Origin of the sequence: Streptomyces sp. NBC_00005 (assembly GCF_045160215.1) — a bacterium.
Classification (GTDB): domain Bacteria; phylum Actinomycetota; class Actinomycetes; order Streptomycetales; family Streptomycetaceae; genus Streptomyces.
In genome coordinates, this window is sequence record NZ_CP108316.1 from 9,731,881 (window position 1) to 9,747,478 (window position 15,598).

General features: G+C 69.0%; 17 protein-coding genes. 8 read left to right on the top strand and 9 right to left on the bottom strand.

Features of this window, described 5'->3' with window-relative positions:
* The first annotated feature begins 122 nt into the window (after positions 1–122).
* Entirely contained in the window at positions 123–2,123 is a 2,001-nt protein-coding gene (locus tag OG303_RS44385) for a collagenase (protein WP_405875659.1), read from the top strand.
* 168 nt (positions 2,124–2,291) lie between these two features.
* Positions 2,292–2,534, top strand: coding sequence for a hypothetical protein (locus tag OG303_RS44390; protein ID WP_405875661.1), 243 nt, complete (start codon positions 2,292–2,294; stop codon positions 2,532–2,534).
* Positions 2,535–2,885: 351 nt separating this feature from the next.
* Here the strand turns inward: OG303_RS44390 and OG303_RS44395 are convergent, their stop codons facing one another.
* Positions 2,886–3,188 carry a hypothetical protein gene (locus OG303_RS44395; protein WP_405875663.1) on the bottom strand — a complete coding sequence of 101 codons (303 nt, stop codon included), beginning with the start codon at positions 3,186–3,188 and terminating at the stop codon, positions 2,886–2,888.
* A gap of 299 nt (positions 3,189–3,487) precedes the next feature.
* Between OG303_RS44395 and OG303_RS44400 the strand changes: the two genes are divergently transcribed.
* From OG303_RS44400 to OG303_RS44410, 3 genes are all read left to right on the top strand, one after another.
* Positions 3,488–4,246: an IclR family transcriptional regulator gene (locus OG303_RS44400; protein ID WP_405875665.1), complete on the top strand. Its 759-nt coding sequence runs from the start codon at positions 3,488–3,490 to the stop codon at positions 4,244–4,246.
* A 99-nt stretch (positions 4,247–4,345) separates the two neighbouring features.
* Entirely contained in the window at positions 4,346–5,542 is a 1,197-nt protein-coding gene (locus tag OG303_RS44405; RefSeq protein ID WP_405875667.1) for a PP2C family protein-serine/threonine phosphatase, read from the top strand.
* A gap of 46 nt (positions 5,543–5,588) precedes the next feature.
* Entirely contained in the window at positions 5,589–6,377 is a 789-nt protein-coding gene (locus tag OG303_RS44410) for a hypothetical protein (protein ID WP_405877778.1), read from the top strand.
* 48 nt (positions 6,378–6,425) lie between these two features.
* Here OG303_RS44410 and OG303_RS44415 read toward each other — a convergent pair whose 3' ends face one another.
* Both OG303_RS44415 and OG303_RS44420 read right to left on the bottom strand, forming a co-directional pair.
* A complete protein-coding gene (locus OG303_RS44415) occupies positions 6,426–7,541 on the bottom strand; it encodes a Gfo/Idh/MocA family protein (protein WP_405875669.1) in 1,116 nt (371 codons plus the stop codon).
* The gene (locus OG303_RS44420; RefSeq protein WP_405875671.1) at positions 7,511–8,221 is read right to left on the bottom strand and encodes a ThuA domain-containing protein; all 711 of its coding nucleotides are present in this window, start codon (positions 8,219–8,221) and stop codon (positions 7,511–7,513) included. The genes OG303_RS44415 and OG303_RS44420 overlap by 31 nt, the downstream gene beginning before the upstream one ends.
* A gap of 224 nt (positions 8,222–8,445) precedes the next feature.
* Between OG303_RS44420 and OG303_RS44425 the strand changes: the two genes are divergently transcribed.
* Positions 8,446–9,360, top strand: a complete 915-nt coding sequence (locus OG303_RS44425; RefSeq protein WP_405875673.1) for an expansin EXLX1 family cellulose-binding protein — start codon at positions 8,446–8,448, stop codon at positions 9,358–9,360.
* A gap of 25 nt (positions 9,361–9,385) precedes the next feature.
* On the opposite strand, the gene OG303_RS44430 is transcribed toward OG303_RS44425, so the two are convergent.
* Entirely contained in the window at positions 9,386–10,249 is an 864-nt protein-coding gene (locus OG303_RS44430) for a class I SAM-dependent methyltransferase (RefSeq protein ID WP_405875675.1), read from the bottom strand.
* Between the two features lie 74 nt (positions 10,250–10,323).
* On the opposite strand from OG303_RS44430, the gene OG303_RS44435 reads away from it, so the two are divergent.
* A complete protein-coding gene (locus OG303_RS44435; protein WP_405875677.1) occupies positions 10,324–10,755 on the top strand; it encodes a helix-turn-helix domain-containing protein in 432 nt (143 codons plus the stop codon).
* Between the two features lie 78 nt (positions 10,756–10,833).
* On the opposite strand, the gene OG303_RS44440 is transcribed toward OG303_RS44435, so the two are convergent.
* Positions 10,834–11,967 carry a S1 family peptidase gene (locus OG303_RS44440; RefSeq protein WP_405877780.1) on the bottom strand — a complete coding sequence of 378 codons (1,134 nt, stop codon included), beginning with the start codon at positions 11,965–11,967 and terminating at the stop codon, positions 10,834–10,836.
* Positions 11,968–12,621: 654 nt separating this feature from the next.
* Positions 12,622–13,527: a LysR family transcriptional regulator gene (locus OG303_RS44445; RefSeq protein WP_405875679.1), complete on the bottom strand. Its 906-nt coding sequence runs from the start codon at positions 13,525–13,527 to the stop codon at positions 12,622–12,624.
* Positions 13,528–13,707: 180 nt separating this feature from the next.
* Between OG303_RS44445 and OG303_RS44450 the strand changes: the two genes are divergently transcribed.
* On the top strand, positions 13,708–14,322 hold the full coding sequence (locus tag OG303_RS44450) for a DUF6817 domain-containing protein (protein ID WP_405875681.1): 615 nt from the start codon (positions 13,708–13,710) through the stop codon (positions 14,320–14,322).
* A 79-nt stretch (positions 14,323–14,401) separates the two neighbouring features.
* On the opposite strand, the gene coaD is transcribed toward OG303_RS44450, so the two are convergent.
* From coaD to OG303_RS44465, 3 genes are all read right to left on the bottom strand, one after another.
* Positions 14,402–14,827 carry a pantetheine-phosphate adenylyltransferase gene (gene coaD, locus OG303_RS44455; protein ID WP_405875682.1) on the bottom strand — a complete coding sequence of 142 codons (426 nt, stop codon included), beginning with the start codon at positions 14,825–14,827 and terminating at the stop codon, positions 14,402–14,404.
* Between the two features lie 146 nt (positions 14,828–14,973).
* Complete coding sequence (locus tag OG303_RS44460; RefSeq protein ID WP_405875683.1) at positions 14,974–15,282, bottom strand: hypothetical protein; 309 nt, start codon at positions 15,280–15,282, stop codon at positions 14,974–14,976.
* Entirely contained in the window at positions 15,279–15,491 is a 213-nt protein-coding gene (locus OG303_RS44465) for a hypothetical protein (RefSeq protein ID WP_405875684.1), read from the bottom strand. Before OG303_RS44465 ends, OG303_RS44460 begins: the two co-directional genes overlap by 4 nt.
* Positions 15,492–15,598: the final 107 nt, after the last annotated feature.

Sequence of the window (15,598 nt, forward strand, 5' to 3'; positions counted from 1 at the left end):
ATGGCTTGGCGTTGGACAGTGCTATGTCACATTCCATTGTCGGCGCGGGCCGGCGTTGAGACGGTGCCTCACACGCCTCAACACCCCTATCGAGGCGCATCCACCCGTGAAGGAGCCCAGAGATGCGCTACCGCTTCACGCTGCCCAGACGCGTGGCCGGCGCCCTCGCCGTCTGCGTCACCCTCGCCGGCCTGCTGTCGACGCCGGCGCTCGCGGCACCCCCGGCCAGGCACGGCACCACCCCCCTGACCGTGTCCCGGAAAGCGACGCCACCCCCACCCCCGACCGGCTCGACGGTCATCGCCACCGACCACCCAGCCGTACAGCACCGCCCGCTCACCACGGCCCAGTTGCTCCCCTTGAAGCCGACGCCCTCCCGCGCCCGGCCGAACGCGGACACAGGACGGAAGGTCACACCGAAGTCCACACCGAAGTCCATGCAGAACTCCGCACCGCGAACCGCCTCGTGCGGCCCGGCCGACTTCACCGGCAAGACCGGTTCCATCCTCGTCGCCTTCGTCGAAGCCTCGACCTCGGACTGCATCAACACCCTGTTCGCCGTGACGGGCACCGACGCCCGCGACATCTTCCGCCAGGCCCAGATGGTCACCGTGGCGAAGGCCTTCGCGCGAGAGGCGCAACGCTACCGAGGCGACAACTCGTCCGGGGTGTGGCAGCTCGTCCTGTTCCTGCGGGCCGGCTACTACGTGCAGTTCAACCACCCGGCCGACGTCGGCCCCTACGGCGCGCCCCTGGCCCGGGCCACCACACGCGGCCTCGACGCCTTCTTCGCCAACCGGCACTCCCGGGACGTCACCGCGGCGAACGGCGACGTGCTCGGCGAAGCCGTCATCCTCACCGACAGCGCCGACCAGCAGGCCCGCTACCTGACGGTCTATCAGCGGATACTCGGCGGCTACGACAGCTCCTACGACGCCGTCGACAGCATGGTCGCGGCCGTCAACGACGTCTACACCCCGCTCTGGCGCGGCAATTGGAACCCGGACTACGTCAACGCGGTCGCCGCCACCCCGGGCGTCGTCCGGACCCTTCACGCGTTCGCGCTCACGCACCGGGACCTGCTCGGGACCGACCGCGCCTACCTGGACTCCAACGCCGGGATGAACCTGGCCCGCTACGTCGAACACACCTCGCTGCGTGCCACGGTCCGGCCCCTGACCAAGGACCTGCTGAACGCATCGAAGATCACCGGTCCCACGGCCGGACTGTGGGTCGCGGTGGCGACGCAGGCCGACTACTACGACGGCCCCAACTGCTCGTACTACGACGTCTGCGACCTGCCCGGCCGGCTGACCGCCGCGGCCCTGCCGATCACCCACACCTGCGATACGACCCACACGATCCGGGCCCAGGCGCTCACCTCCGCCGACCTCGACGCCGTATGCGCCAGCCTGCGGGCCCAGGACCCGTACTTCGACAACCTCGTCAAGGACGACGGCCCCATACCGGGGCAGTACCTGTCGACCGTCCAACTCGTCGTCTTCGCCGGCCGCGCGGACTACCAGACCTATGCCGGGGCGATCTTCGGGGTCAGTACGGACAACGGCGGTATCACCATGACGGGAGACCCGTCCGACCCCGCGAACCAACCACTCTCGATCATGTACCAGAAGGACTCCGACGACGGCTTCCCGGCCCGGATCTGGAACCTCAACCACGAGTACACGCACTTCCTCGATGCCCGCTACGACATGAAGGGCGACTTCACCCAGCAGACGTCGGTGCCGGACATCTGGTGGATCGAGGGCCTGGCCGAATACGTCTCCTACGGTTACCGCGGCATCACCGACGAGCAGGCGGCCGGGGAGGCGGGCAAGCACACGTATCGACTGAGCACGCTGTTCCAGAGCACCTACGCCAACAGCGACGTGACCCGCACCTACCCCTGGGGCTATCTCGCGGTCCGCTACATGTTCGAGAAGCACCCGGCGGACATCCAGCGCATGCTCGCCCGCTTCCGTGTCGGCGACTACACGGGCGGATACGCCGTCTACAACTCCGACATCGCCACCCGCTACGACGCCGATTTCGACCAGTGGCTCACGGCGTGCGCGGCAGGCGCCTGCTCCACACCCGGCCGCGCCGGAGCAAGCACGTCGTGAACCACCGCTCCCTCCGGAGGCGACGCCCGGAAGGTGACCTCGCGACAAGGTGACATGGCGACATGGCGCATTGGCGAGGCCAAGATCCCAAATTGCTACCAAATGCGCATATATGCTGACATTAAGTAGTCATCAAGGGCTTCGAGCCCAGGTGAGAAAGGGTCAATCATGCGCAAGTTCCAGCGCGCTGCCGTCGTCGCCGCAGCAGTTGCGGGTCTGTCCGTTCTCGGTGTCGGTGTCGGCTTCGCCGACGACTCCGACACTCCGCGGCAGGGCACTGAAATGACGTTCCCGGTGTACTCGTTCCCGGCGGACAGCACCAAGAAGGACGCGTCGGAGGAGGCTCCCAAGTACGTCGTGCCGCAGTTCGATCTGAACCAGTTCCTCCCTTCGTTCGCCACCGCCAAGTAACGAAGCTCGCGGTCCGCTGGTCAATACCTCCAGCGCCAAACGCAGCCCGGACGCGCAGAAGACCCATCAGGGTGCGCGCCCGGGCTGCGGCACGTCGAATGCAGGACCTCGCTCAAGGTGAACCGAACTCAAGCCGCCTCACTCCCATTCATGGGGCGAGATCGGCGAATGCCGGAACGGATATTTCCCCGTTCCGGCATTCCGGCTTTCCCGGGCGGCGGTCGACCAGGGTCCGCAGGATTTCCGGCGACATGAAAGCCGCGGCGACATGAAAGCCGCGGCGACATGAAAGCCGCGGCGCCCCGGCGTGTGGCCGGGGCGCCGCGGTGAGGTTTTGTCTTGTCTACCTGCTTACTTGCCCACGGCGTTGTTGCAGCCCATGTCCGAGCCCAGACCCGTGTCCTGCGCGCCTGGGTTGCCCTCGCCGTTCAGCGCACCGCCCAGGACACCGTCGAGCAGTCCGACCTGGCCGAGGACGTCGAGGTTCAGGTCGTGCGACCTGCAGGTGGTGCTCTGCGTGACGCTGAACTGACTGCCGTCTCCGCCCGAACCGCGGCCACCCTGACCCCAGTCGGCGTGGGCAGCGCCGGCGCCGGCCAGTCCGACGGTCCCGAGGACGGCGACCAGGACGGCAGCGTTGCGAAGCTTGTGCATGTCATCTCCGGTGGAGTGAAGTGGATGCGACCTGAGACAGATCGACTTCGTTCAGTTGTGGAGGTTAGTGACGAATATCCCCAAAACGCCCCGCGGCGCGCCGAATTCCGGGAACCCTCATTGCCGTGGTCGAAAGCCCGGTTTGCGTTTTGGTGATTACCCGACTGCAGTCGAATTGGCGGGGTGGTCGGCGTCGTCTCAGGGAAGTCACCCGGGACGCCAGGTCCTGCGGCGCCCTGGCCCGGTCTCGCGTCGCCGCTCACGTTGCCCGCCCCGCGCACCTGGCGCACGCTGTTCCTATGGGTGTGCAAGACGGCCCAACGCTGATCACGTCCGTCCAGCGGGCCTTCCGGCTGCTGGAGGCGGTGAGCGCGTACGAGAACGGCGCGCCGGCGAAGCAGCTGGCGCGGGAGACGGGCCTGCCCCTGGCGACGGCGTATCACCTGCTGCGGACGCTGGTCCACGACGGATACGTGCGGAAGCTGGGCGACGGCAGGTTCATCCTGGGGGACAAGCTGCAGACGCTGCAGTCCACGGGCCGCGGGCAGGCGCTCCTCAGTCGTGTCCGTCCCACGCTCGCCGCGCTGCGCGACGAGCTCGTGACCGCCACCTACCTCACCTTCTACGAGGACGGCGAGATCCGGGTCGCCGAGATCGTCGACAGTCCCCGGGCGCCCCGCGTCGACCTCTGGGTGGGATTCGAGGACGCGGGACACGCCACCGCGCTGGGCAAGTCCGTACTGCGGGAAATGGACGAGGAGGCCCGCAAGGACTACCTCTCCCGGCACCACCTCGTCGACCTCACGCCACGGACGATCACCAGTCGGCCCGAACTGCTCCGGCGACTGGACTCCTCGCCCGTGGCCCCGGCCGTCACGGACCTGGAGGAGTACTCGCTCGGTACGGTCTGTGTCGCCGTGCCCGTCTATTGCGGGGACGTGCTCGGCTCGCTCGGCGTCTCGCTGCCGGTGGAGCGGCTGTCCCGGCTGCCGGAGATCCGGTCCCGGCTGCTTCCGACCGCCAGCCGCGTGACCAGGGGCCTGTCGCTCACTATCTGAAAATCCTCTCCTTGTGGCGCCCGCGTTGAACCCGTTTCATGGATGAAACAGACATTTCGGGAGTCTGTCCCGTACACAGGTGAGGACTGCAGGCGAAATATGAGTCAGGCCCGAGACCATGGTGGCGACCGCTCGCCGATATGGGCGTTGAGGAACCGAGTGGCCGGTCCCGGGCCTTCGGCCCGCAGGCGCGCCGCCGCGCGGCTGGCCGTCGGGGCACCCGTTCTGCCCGTACTGATCGTCTCCGTCATCGTGCTCGCCGACCTCGTCGGCGGAGCGGGGATGGTCTGGCTGCCGATGCTCGCGGCCGGGCCCGCCCTGGCCGCCACCACGAACGCGCCTCGAGGTGTCCTGTGCGTCGGTCTCCTCGCCACGGTGCTGGGCGCCACGCTCGGTGTCGCGGACGGTGTTCCGGGCCGCGAACTGGCGGCCGTCCTGTCCGCCCTCGTGGCCGTCGCCCTGGCGAGCGGCCTGGCCAGCGCGCTGCGCGGGCGGCGCGAACGAGTTCTCGCGGCCGTCCGCTCGGTCGCGGAGACCGCCCAGCATGCGCTGCTCAAGCCCGTTCCGGCGACCGTCGGCCCGTTCCAGGTGGCCGTCCGCTACAGCGCCGCGGCGGCCGAGGCCCGTATCGGCGGAGATCTCTACGCGCTGATACCCACCCCGTACGGAGTGCGGCTGATCGTCGGCGACGTGCGCGGCAAGGGTCTGCCGGCCGTGGGAACCGCAGCGCTGGTGCTCGGAATCTTCCGCGAGGCCGCCTATGACGAGCCCGATCTTCTCGCCGTCGTCGACAGGATCGAGCGGAGCCTGGCGCGCAATCTCGGCAGCGACGACTTCGTCACCGCCGTGGTCGCCGGTTATCCGAGGGCAGGGCAGCTGGAGGTGGTGAACTGCGGACACGCGCCACCGCTGCTGGTCCGCGCGTCCGGGGGCGTCGAGGAGGTGGAGCCCGTGCACCCGGCCCCGCCCCTCGGGTTGCGCGCCCTCACGAATCACGCCCCCGGCCTCCACGTTCTGCCCTTCGCCGACGGCGATCAGCTGCTGCTCTACACCGACGGGGTCACCGAGGCCCGCGACGGCGGCCGCGAGTTCTATCCGCTCGACGAGGGGCTGGAGCGCCACGTGTCCGACGACCCGGCCCGCACCCTCGATGCCCTCCACGACGAACTGCTGGCCCATGTGGGCGGTCGGCTGCACGACGACGCGGCGCTGCTCCTGATCCGGAAACCGGCCCTTTCCGAGCGGGCCTCCGAGGCTGCGCCCGGCGGTAGAGATCTGGCTGCCGAAGCCGTGTGACTCCTGTTGTGGATGTTGCAGACTGGCCCCCATGAAGCGCATGAGCATGACATGCAGGAGGAAGGTCGCGGCCGGGCTGTCGGCCGCCGCGGCCGTGCTGCTCGCGACACCGCCCGCCGCCTCGGCCGCCCCGGTCCCGCACGGACCGTTCGTACGGGAGAACTTCGACCGCCTGCCTCTGGGACCGGTCACCGCGGGCCGCGGCTGGACCACCGACGCCTCTGACGGTTCGCTGACCGTCGAGCCCAGCGCCACCGGCCACGGTCGCGAACTGCGGCTGCGTACCGAAGGCAACGGCCGTGCCTTCCTCGTGCTGTCCGACCTCGCACCCGCAGGCAACAGTTTCTGGGCCCGTCTGCGGCTGCGCGTGGACCAGTTCCCCACGGCTCCCGACTGGGCGCACTGGACCGTCGCGGAGGCTTCCGGCTCCAATGTCCCCACGCTGGTACGGCCGTTGGGCGGCCAGTACGTCCCGACCTCGGGTGCCGACTTCTGGGGGGTCGGCTCCGATCTAGGGCCCACGGGGGACTGGACCGACTGGAAGACCTCGGCTCCCGCCACGGCCGGGACGTGGCAGTGCGTCGAGTTCCACCTCGACGCGACCGACAACCGCGTCACCGTCTATCTGGACGGAGTGGAGCAGCCCGAGCTGACGGTCTCCACCAACCAACACGGCGGCACGGCCGACGACTTCCTCTTCCCGCGCTTCGACAAGCTCAAGCTGGGCTGGCAGTTGTACCAGTCCGCCCCGACTCCCTCGGCGTACGACGTCCGCATGGACGATGTGGCGCTGAGCAGCCATCGCGTGGGCGGTTGCGTTGACCAAGTCCCGTGAGCACGCGGCGAGTTGACGGCCGTGCGCCGGTTCACCCTGTTGACGGCCTCACCGCGATGAGGCCTGCCCCTTCCACTGCTCGGCGGCCGTGAGCGGAACCGGGACGGGCGGCGGCGTCGAGGTCGTCAGCTCGATCCGTCGCCCCTCGGCCGACGAGCGGAGCAGGGCGGTCATCGTCTCCAGCACGTGCAGGGCGAGTTCGCCGCTCGCGCGAGGCTCCCGCCGACCGTCCGCGGCGATGAAGTCGAGCAGGCCGATGCCGCGCGCGCCGTCGACGTATCCCGCCGACGGCCCCAGCGTGAGCCACTGCGTGTCGCCGAGTGCGAAGAGCCGCACCTCGCCGTCGAAGTTGTTCGGATCCGGAACGGAGAGCGTCCCCGTCTCGCCGTGGACCTCGATCGGCGCGGCCGTGGTGGCCACGCCGTCGAAGCTCGTCGTGATCGTCGTCAGGGCCCCGCTCACGTGCTCGAGTACACCGGAGACATGGCTGTCCACCTCGACCGGAATCCGCTCGCCCGCGCGCGGGCCGGAACCGATGACGCGCTCAGCACGCAGCCGGCCGGCCGCCCCGATCACGGCACGCACCGGACCCAACAGGTGGACCAGGGACGCGAGATAGTACGGCCCCATGTCGAGCAGCGGCCCGCCGCCGGCGGTGTAGTAGAAGTCGGGGTTCGGATGCCAGCGTTCGTGTCCCGGGGTGACCATGACGGCCGAGGCGGACAGGGGGCGTCCGATGGTCCCCGCTTCCACGGCCGCCCGCGCCGTCTGTATTCCGGTGCCCAGGACGGTGTCCGGCGCGCAACCCACACCGGCTCCCGCCTTCGCGGCGGCCTCCATGACGGCGTGGGCATCGACGAGGGTGGCTGCGAGGGGCTTCTCGCCGTAGACGTTCTTTCCCCGGCCGATGGCGCCGAGGGCGATCTCGGCGTGGGCCGCGGGGACGGTGAGGTTCAGCACAGTGTCGACGTCCGGGCTGCTCAGCAACTCCTCGACGGTCAGGGCCTGGACGCCGGGCAGCTCGGCGGCGACCGCGGCCGACCGTGCGGCGTCGAGGTCGGCGACCGCGGTGACGCGTAGGGCTGGATGACCGAGAAGTGTGTCCAGGTACGCGCGCGAGATGACTCCCAGACCTACGACGCCGACGCGGTGCGCGTCGCCCACAGCATGCCCCTCTCGATGACGGTGCGGACGTGCGGGTTCTCCAGCACGTCGAGGCTGTGCCCCGGTGTCGTCACCACGATCCGTCCGGTGCCCCACTGCCGGGTCCAGATCGCCGGTGAGGTGACCGGCCGGTGCCAGGGCTGCCACGGGCGGGCGGGATGCGCGGTGGTGGCGAGGACGTCGATCAGGTCGTCGTGGAGCACCCAGTACTGCTCGGTGCACAGCTCGAAGTCCTCGATGCCCGCGGTGACGGGGTGCTCGCGGCCGAGCTCGGTGATGTTGACGGCGTGCGGCAGGAAGTTGTCCTCCGCCTCCCCGCGGCGCTCGCACGGCTCCTTGCCCGGGTGGGTGGCGAACTGGCCGCCCACCAGCTGGAGATAGTCGGAGGAGGCGCGGAACGAGTCGCAGATACCGCCGTGCCAGCCGGTGAAGCCGGTGCCGGCCTCGACCGCCGTGCGCAGTCCCGACAGCTGCTCGGCGGTGATCTCCGACATCGAGACGCACTGCACCACCAGGTCGGTCCCGGCCATCTCGGCGGCATCGGCGTACACGTCGGTCGACTCCTCGATCCGGACGGTGTATCCGCTGCTCTCGAGAAACGGCAGGAACAACTCCGTGGCCTGGACCGGCCGGTGTCCCTCCCATCCGCCGCGAACGATCAGGGCCCTCTTCCGCGTCATCCTGTTCCTCACCCCGTAGAACTCAGCCATCACTATGCGCCTGTCGCCCGCGTTCGGGAAAGGGCGGCCGGAACGGCGAAAGTTTCGCGGCGGGACGCCGGAGCTGCGGGACCTTGCCCGGCGCCGCCAGGCCCGGAATTCGGCCTTGTCGCCGTGCGGCCGGGTCTGGCACGATCGCTGCTTCTGTCACTCGGGCAACGGGTGGCGGCCCTCAAGGAGGTCCGGTGCACAGACGGTGGCTGTTCCTGTCGGTGGCCGCGGCGCTCACCGTCGTCTCCCTGATCGTGGTGCTCCTCACCGACCACAAGGCCGATGCCGGGCGCGCCGCCGCCACACCCGCCGTCGGCGCCCGGGCGAACGTTCCGTCGGCGAAGGGATCTCCGAGCGCCTCCCGTAGTGCCGCCGACACATCGGCGAAGCCCTCGGGCAAGGCGACCCCGTCGACGTCGTCTCCCGCCAAGGGCACCGCGTCGGCGAAGCCGTCGGCCACGGCCACCAAGCAACAGGCGTCCGGCGCCGTGCTGTTGGCGGGACGCATACGACCCGGCGTCACCTACCGAGGCGTGGCCACCTTCTACGACGCGGACGGCGGCGGGGCCTGCCTGTACGACCCCAGCGATGACGTGATGACCGGGGCGATGAACCACACCGACTACGAGACGGCCAAGGCGTGCGGGGCGTACGTGAGCGTCCGCGCGGCGAACGGGACGTCCATCACGGTCCGCATCACCAACGAGTGCCCGGGGGACTGCGCACCCGGTCAGATCGACCTCAGCGCGCAGGCGTTCGCCAAACTCGCCGCCCCCTCGGCCGGCCGGATCCCGATCACGTGGAAGCTGGCGAGCCCCAGCGCCTCCGGCACGATCTCGATCCGGTACAAGACGGGATCCACCCAGTACTGGTGCGGTATCCAGGCGATCGGTCACCGCAATCCGCTGGCCCGGCTCGAGGTCCGCACCGGCAGCGGCTGGCGTCAACTGCCGCGTACCGACTACAACTACTTCCTCTCCGAGGACGGCAGCGGATGCGGTGGCGCGATCAGGATCACCGACATCTACGGAGAACGACTCACCGTGAACGGGATCGCGATCCGGCCGAACGTCGCGCAGCCGACCCGGGTGCAGTTCGCCAGGCACTGATCCGGCCGGTCGCGGGCCCGGACGGTCAGGGGGCGCCTGCTGCCGACGACGCGCGGGCGCCGACCGTCCAACAGGCCGCGGTGAAGCGGACGTCCGTGCCCTGCACGAACGTGTCGAACGCGGCGCGGACCGCGTCGACGACCCGCGCGCGGGTCTTCTCGTCCGCCTTGCCCAGGACCTGACTCAGCGGACCAAGTCGGGTGAAATAACGGACCAGTTCACCCTCGGGAAGGGCACAGGCCACGTCGATCGGCTGGATGTCGATCCCGGTCCAGCCGCTCTCGGCCAGGATGTCGCGGATCCTGTCCGGGTCCGCGAAGGCGAACTGCCCCGGCCCGTCCGTGGGGCGGGCGGGGAGGTCCGGCAGCAGCGGTGCCGCGGCGCGTTCGGCCGTCGTCATGTACGGGTTCTCCGCAGGGCCGCGCCAGGTGATGAACCGGAGTTGGGCCCCGTCCTTCGCGGCACGCCGGAGATTCGCGAACGCCCGGACGGAGTCGCTGAAGAACATGACGCCGAAGCGCGAAACGATGGCGTCGAAGGTGGCCGGCTCGAACGCGTGATCCTGGGCGTCGGCCCGGACGAAGGACGCCCGCGCGCCCTCCTGCTCGGCGCGCGCCCGGGCGGCGTTGAGCACCGGTTCGGAGATGTCGACGCCGACCGAGCGGCCCGCCGGACCGAGCCGCCGTGCGACGGCAAGCGTGACGGCGCCGGTGCCGCAGCCGACGTCGAGCACATGGCCCGCGTCCTCGGCTGACACGGCATCCACGAGCAGGTCCTCGAAGGGCTTGAACATCGCATCCAGCACCGGTTGCAACTCGACCCAGGCGTTGCCGCCGGGCCCGTTCCACCGGGCCGCCTGTTCGTCATCCGTCCTGCGCGTGACGTCCATGATCGCCTCCTCTGCTTGCCTTCATCCGGCCGAGGTGACACCGTGCCACTTCAAGTCGACTTGAGGTAAAGAGGATGACAGACCTGGACATCGCCGAGGTGGCACAGCGCGCCGGGGTTCCCGCCTCGACCCTGCGGTTCTACGAGGAGAAGGGGCTGATCGCCTCGAGCGGCAGACGGGGCCTGCGCCGTCAGTACGACCCCGGCGTACTGGAGCGCCTGGCGTTGATCGCGCTCGGGCGCACCGCCGGTTTCTCGCTCGACGAGATCGCGCGCATGTTCGCGCCCGACGGGCAGCCGCGCATCGACCGGCAGATGCTCGCGGCCAGGGCGGAGGAGCTGGACCGGACGATCCGCGAACTCGGCGTCCTGCGTGACTCCCTGCGGCACGCCGCCGCCTGCCCGGCGCCGAGCCATATGGAGTGCTCCACCTTCCGTCGCCTCCTCGAGGCAGCCGCGTCCGGCGCTGTCGGAGTGCCACGAAAGCGGGCTCCGCGACCATCGTGAAACCCCTCGCGGAGTCCGGCCGAAGGGGCTTCGCCGGTCGGTGCCCGGCGAAGCCCGCTCGTCCACGGTGGTGAGGGGTCAGGCGGTGTGCAGCGTCAGCCCGTACCGGTTGAGGATCTCGTTGATCGGCTGGTACCAGGTCTCGCCACCGGAGCTGCAGTTGCCCCAGCCTCCGGAGGTGACGCCCTGGGCCTGGTCGCCGCTGATGAAGGAGCCGCCGGAGTCACCGGGTTCGGCGCACACGCTCGTCTTCGTCATCTGATGGACGGCCCCCTGGCTGTAGTTGACCGTCTCGTCCTTGGCCAGGACGGTGCCGCAGTGCCAGTGCGAGGTGGAGCCGGAGCGGCAGATGGACGCACCGACGGGGGCTTCGGCCGAGCCGCGGACGAGCTGGTCGGAGACCGTGCCCCAGCCGAGTACCACCGGCACGGTCCACCAGCCGCTGCCGACGTTCACCCAGGCGTAGTCGTTGTCCGGGAACGACGACCCCTGGAAGTTGCCGACGTACGAGCCGTCCCAGCCGTACACCGCGCCGGTGTGCTGGTCGCAGTGCCCGGCGGTGACGAACCCGCCGTACACCGAAAAGCCTATGGAGCAGCGGACGTTGCCGGTGTAGTAGGGGTCGCCGCCCACGGTGCCGGCCGCGAAGGTCTGTGGTGCGTCGGCGGTCTGCTCGACCGTGACCGGGCCGGCCTGGCGGGCTTGCGCCAGGAAGGTCTGGACATCGTTGTCATTCCGGTGCGCGGTGACGACGTTCACGACGACCTTGTTGGCCTTGGTGTCGACGTACCAACTGCCGACGCCGGTGGGCGCGGACAGCGCGTCGATGCGCTTCTTCGCCGCGTCGAGCTGCCGTGCGCTGTGCCGCACGAGGCGTACGGTCGCACCGGTCGCCCGTACGGCTTCGGTGTTCGCGTCACGGGTGACGGCGACGGTCAGCTTGCCGCTTGCGGCGTCGAACCAGGAGCCGCCGTACGACGATCCGGCGGCGTGCTTGGCCTTCCGTTCCACGGTCGTGGCCGTCTTCTCGGCTGCCAGGCGCGCCTCGGCCTGGCTCTTCGTCAGGCCCAGGTCGTGCCGCATCGCGGACAGGAGTGGGGCGGAGGCGGGTGCTTCGGTGGAGCGTACGGGGGAGTCCGAGGCGGAGGCCGGCAGGGTGCTCGCGGTGGCCCAGGTGCCCAGGAGGAGGAGTGCGGACAGGCCCGTACGCATGGCTGTTGTGCGTCTCAAGACAGTAGCCCTTCGTTGTTCCAGCAAGGTGGGGTGGAACAGCAGAACTTTGAGAGCGCTCTCATGCATGCGCGGCAGAGCATAGTCGGGGATCATGAACAGGTCCATGCCAATCCCGCGCGGCTTCTGACGGCGATGGACGGGCCGTCGTCCGCGACCGCCGATCACCCGGAGCCGGTTGGCCAGTGCTGGATCGGTCGCTGCTGCCAGGAACGCAGCGCGCAACGGGACGCCGGCCCGGGACTTCACCGCGTGATGGCCGAGCCCACCGCGGATGGTCTCGGCTATCAGGGCGGACTCGTCGAAAGCATCGAAGTCGGTGAAGTCCACCCGGCCCGTCCACGCAACTCGCGCGCTCGCATCATCGGCTATGCGCCGGAGGTTCAGCGTGACGGCCAGCCCGTGCCCAAGCAGGCACTCCAGCTCATGATCGAGCAGCTTCCCAGGAGCCGCATCCAGCAGCAGAACTCGCATTCGCCCACGAATCCCTTTCCCCGAATGCGAACCTTATGTGATCCAGAAGTCGTCGGTGAAACACCCCGGTGCTACCCCTCCGACCCCGCGCCTACTGGCGAAGGCTCCAAGAGCGGCTGCTGTGTGGTGAGCATGGAGACAGGCCGAACTCGGTCTTCGTGCTCACGCCGTGATGCGCGTCTTCGTACAACTTGCAGCGACCGCGTCGGCGAAGCTCCGAGCGAGCGGGGAGAGGGCGTCCCAGCGGCGTACGGCCCAGCCGACCGACAGCGGCGGCAGCGCCGGAATGGGGATGAGACGCAGGGGGCTGCCGTCACCAGGTGTGGGGAGACCCGATATGGCGGGGACGACGGCGTGACCCAGGCCGAGTTCGGCAAGGAGCAGGGCTGTGTCCCAGTCGGCGACGCTGGTGTCCGAACCGGTCAGGATCCCCAGTTCGGCGAAGACGGTGTCCAAATGGGCGCCGGAGGTGGAGTTCGGCGGCAGCCGGATGAGGCGGATGCCCCTGAGGTCGGGGGCGTCGATGCGCGTCCGGGCCGCGAGCGGATCGTCGGACCGCATGGCGAGCACCCAGGGCAGATCGGTGACGGGGCGCTGCTCGATGCCGCGCACTGGGCCGCCGACGGTGATCCAGGCAAGGTCGAGGTTGCCGGCCAGGAGAGCGTCGAAGCATCCGCGGCTGGAGGTCTCGGTCTGGAACTCCAGACTCACCTTCGGGTAGCGCCGGCGGAAGGAGACGATCGCTTCGGCCATGAAGTGCCGGACGGTCGTTCCGCCGGTCGTGATCCGCACGGAACCGCTTTCGCCGTTCACGAGGTCTCCCAGGCGGCGCAGCGCAAGATCGAGCCCGGCGATCCCGTCGGCGGCGGCATCGCACAGGATGCGCCCCGCCGTTGTGGGAACAACCCCGCGCGGCTGGCGTTCCAACAGGCTCATGCCCGTTTCCCGCTCCAGGCGCTTGACGTGCTGGCTCACTGCGGACTGGGTACAGGACAGGTCCCGGGACACGGCGCTGAGGCTTCCTGCCCGACACACGGCTACGAACACGCGCAGGTCATCCAGGGTCATGGCACCCAAGCTATACCTGGGGTGAGCGGAGTAATCCCCAGGATTGACTGGGGTGTTGGGGTGTCAGAAGATCGTTGCAGGGCCCAGGCGGCAACCCGTCCGGTGCCTTCGTACGCATCCGGACCGGCGAAGGCGCTGTACGGGTGCCGACCAACCCGTTACCGAAGGGATACGGACACCGTGCCTGCTCTCCCTGCCACGACTGACCGGGCTGTCACCCTGCTGCGTGAGTTCGGTGCAGAAAGCATCGCCCACCCCGGCGGCACTCTCCTTACCCACCTCCAGCGCGTACAGGCGCGGCTGGCGACGTGGAAGGCCCGCCCGGCTCTCCAACTCGCCGGTCTGTGTCACGCGTTCTACAGCACGGACGGCTTCCCCACAGCACTGCTGCCACTGGACCGTCGCAATGACCTTGCAGCGGTGATTGGAGCCGAGGCCGAGGCCATCGTGTACCTGTACGCCTCATGCGACCGGAAGGCAACGTACCCGGCTCTCAACCAGGCCGATGCTGCCTTTCACGACAGGTTCACCGGCCGTTCCCACGTTCCAGGGTCACAGTTGCGCCAGGACTTCACCGAACTGTCGGCGGCCAACGAACTCGATCTCGCCATCGTCGATTTCGCCTTCCGCGACAAGTGGGGCCCTCAGCTGCTCGCCCTGTTCAGCAGACTCCAGTATTTGCTGAGTGCTGACGCCTGGCTTGAGTGCCGCACGACGCTTGCTACTCCTGCCTCCCAGCCGACGAACCAACACGCCAGTTCTGGCTTGTCAGCGTGGAAAGCTGACCAGCGCTGAGATGGTGGACAACCGGCCGCTGTGGTGTCAGGAACCCTCGCTGCCGCCCCCAGCTGCTGGAAGAGGCTCGCTCAAGTCATCATTCGGGGACATGGTCCTGTTGACCCATCGCGGTGACGAGGGTGGAGGAGATGTGGGCCAGGGTGGGGTCTGCAGCGATGAAGAACGTTTCGACTCCGGCCAGTTCGTGGTTCATGCGGGCCATCGGCATTTCGTAGTCCAGGTCGGCAACGCCGCGGACTCCGCGGATGACGACGTCGATTCCGGCTTGGCGGCAGTAGTCGACCAGCAGGCCGCCGGTGTGGGAGTCGACCGTGACGTTGCTCAAGTCAGTTGCTGCCGCGCGGAGCCGGTCCAGCCGTTCCGTGATGGGGAAGCGGCCGGTCTTGTTCGAATTGAACATCACGCACACGACGACCTCGTCGAACAGGAGGGCAGCGCGCCGGAGTACGTCCTGGTGCCCTTGAGTGACCGGGTCGAAGGATCCTGGGAAGAGGGCTCGCATGATCGGAAAGAGTAACAAGCGGCCGCCCCCGGTAGTGAAGTGCCAGGGCAGGCAAACCACCAAGATCAAGCGTGACAGGGAGAACGTCTAGGGGGACGGGACAACCGCAACGTCACACGTAGATCACGGCCACGTGGGACACGCTCTTACTGGTGGGGGGTCCCTGGCCGTAGTTGGTAGGGCAGGGCGCGGACTACTGCATGCTGCTCTGCGAGGTACCAATGCGCCTCGCTGGTCTCGATGCTGTCCCAGCCTCCGCCCGGCGCGCACTTGGCCGCATACAGGGCGGCCAACGACCGCCCAAACGCCTTCGGGACCGGCAGCGCGCCGAAGGCGTAGCTACGCACCCGGCCCTGTGCGTCCCGGTGCCGTACGACCAGGCCGTTCTCCTCAAGGACCGCCGGACGCTGATGCGGAAGTTCGGGCAAAGCGGCCGCGCGGCCGCGGCGGCTCATTGGGCCACCAGCTTCTCGTCCAGGTCCTGGATGCCCTCGCTCTCCCGGGCCAGCCGCGTGAACAGCCCCGCGAGCTCCTGCTCCGACACCGGTCCGCCAGCGGGCGCGAAGTCGGCCAGCAGCGACCGCAGTTGAAGATCCGCGACCGGGGCGAGGTAGATCGCCTTCGTGGTCTCCAGTTGGGCATGACCGAGCAGCTCCTGCACCATCCGCCACGGATCGCCCTAAAGCAGACGGAAGTCCCGGCCGCTCCTCCGGCGCCAGCCCCATACGCCGGTCCATGACGTGGTTGAGGACCACGAGCATCAACAACGCG